This is a genomic window from Sphingobacterium shayense, from assembly GCF_013179575.1.
In the GTDB taxonomy this organism is placed as follows: Bacteria; Bacteroidota; Bacteroidia; order Sphingobacteriales; family Sphingobacteriaceae; genus Sphingobacterium; species Sphingobacterium shayense.
The window spans coordinates 1-1,658 of sequence record NZ_JABMCQ010000307.1 but is presented as its reverse complement, the minus strand read 5'-3'; the positions used below and the strand labels follow the sequence as shown (position 1 = coordinate 1,658).

Below are 1,658 nucleotides of genomic sequence, written 5' to 3'. Positions count from 1 at the left end.
GATTCTACCGGATAAGCTTTATTTACCGCAGCGAACTTCTTTTGAACATATTCAAAAATATCGGCCACAGCAGTCGACCCCATAGCACGATATCGAGAGATATAGCGGTTCCCCGGTTTAACATCAAATTTAATCGTTGCAATACCAGCACCGTCTTGCCCTCTATTATGCTGTTTCTCCATGAGAAGATACAACTTGTTTATCCCATAATAAGGTGTCCCGTATTTTTCCTGATAATAAGAGAGGGGTTTCAGTAGTCGAACTAGTGCGATACCGCACTCATGTTTTATAGCTTCACTCATAGCTTGAATTGATGTTGCAAAGGTAAACATAATTTAGAAAATACCGAGCAAGAAAAAGCGGCGTAAAAATGCTTTTTTACTTTTGAGAGACCAAGAGTGGATTTCATTTATTCAAACAAAAATTTAAAAAACATCTTGCACGCAGGATACTAGCAAAACAAGACATATCCAAACGCGAATTTCTGAAACCCAGTAAACCTACATCGAATCACCAATTATTTCACTATCTTTATCTATCCGACCATGCACAACAAACAATAGGTCAGACGAGCAATTAATGACGAATTCACGATGGAACATAAGATACGAGAAGCACTTAAGAGATTTGACGATTACAACAGAAATGACCCTAACACGTTTACTTGGCAAGACGGAACACACGCTCAAGAGTTGTTCCTCGCTGACAAACTTTACGACTGGATATATAAGCTAGCGCCTAACCCTAGCATAGCATTGCAGCTAGCGTCAAAGTCGCAACATATCGGCCGTTGGGAAATATCACGCAGCTCGTTTCCTATGGATAAAAATGGTTATCTCAATTGGCGTAAACAATTAGCAATCCATCATGCCAATCTCACGCGTACAATATTAAAAGATGTCGGCTTTCCAGAGTCTACCATCGATCAAGTAGAACAAATAATTCTAAAGAAGAAAATAAAGGGCAATCCAGACGTACAAACTATGGAGAATGCTTTATGCTTGGTCTTTCTCGAGTTTCAATATGAAGATTTTTACCCTAAGTATGAAGAAAAAATCATAAATATCCTCAAAAGGAGCTTGTTAAAGATGGATCATACGGGACATCAGTTTGCGCTTCAGCTTCCGTACACAAAAAAAGGATTAAGTTTCATCAAAATGGCACTTGCCGAATTACAAGACAGTAAATAATATTATAACTAAATTCACAACTAGTTTTGATTCTTAATTTCACCCAAGTGTTTAACATTCTTTAAATCAAACGGAGTCTCTTGATACACGTAATAATTTAACCAATTGTTAAACAGCAAATTTGCGTGACTTGTCCAAGTAACACGCGGAGGATTATTCGGATTGTTATCGATGTAATAGTTTTCTGGAAGTGCGATATCATTTCCTTTCTCAATATCTCGAGTATATTCTTCATGCAATGTAAACGGCGCATATTCAGAATGTCCTGTCAGGTAGAATTCACGTCCACCTCGCGAAGACAAAATCGCGAGTCCAGCCTCCTCAGACTCAGATAGCACCGCTAGCTCATCATTGCTAAGATCGTGAGCTAGCATCGTTGTGTGGCGGCTATGTGGTATATAAAATTCATCGTCAAATCCCCTAAACAAAGGATGATGTTTATCATTCGCAGTATGCTTAAAAACCCCA

Annotated in this window: 2 protein-coding genes and 1 pseudogene; 1 reads left to right on the top strand and 2 read right to left on the bottom strand. The window is 38.5% G+C overall.

The window, feature by feature from the left end:
* Positions 1–302 (bottom strand): annotated as a pseudogene (locus HP439_RS18975) (amidophosphoribosyltransferase); the annotation flags it as partial.
* Between the two features lie 291 nt (positions 303–593).
* Between HP439_RS18975 and HP439_RS18970 the strand changes: the two are divergent.
* Positions 594–1,190, top strand: a complete 597-nt coding sequence (locus HP439_RS18970) for a DUF4202 domain-containing protein (RefSeq protein WP_172391890.1) — start codon at positions 594–596, stop codon at positions 1,188–1,190.
* Between the two features lie 20 nt (positions 1,191–1,210).
* Here HP439_RS18970 and HP439_RS18965 read toward each other — a convergent pair.
* On the bottom strand, positions 1,211–1,658 hold a 448-nt coding region (locus tag HP439_RS18965; protein WP_172391889.1), incomplete at its 5' end, for a homoserine O-acetyltransferase/O-succinyltransferase family protein.

Coding starts and splice junctions, on each gene's coding strand:
- HP439_RS18970 (WP_172391890.1), top strand. CDS start 594: ATGGAACATAAGATACGAGAAGCACTTAAGAGATTTGACGATTACAAC.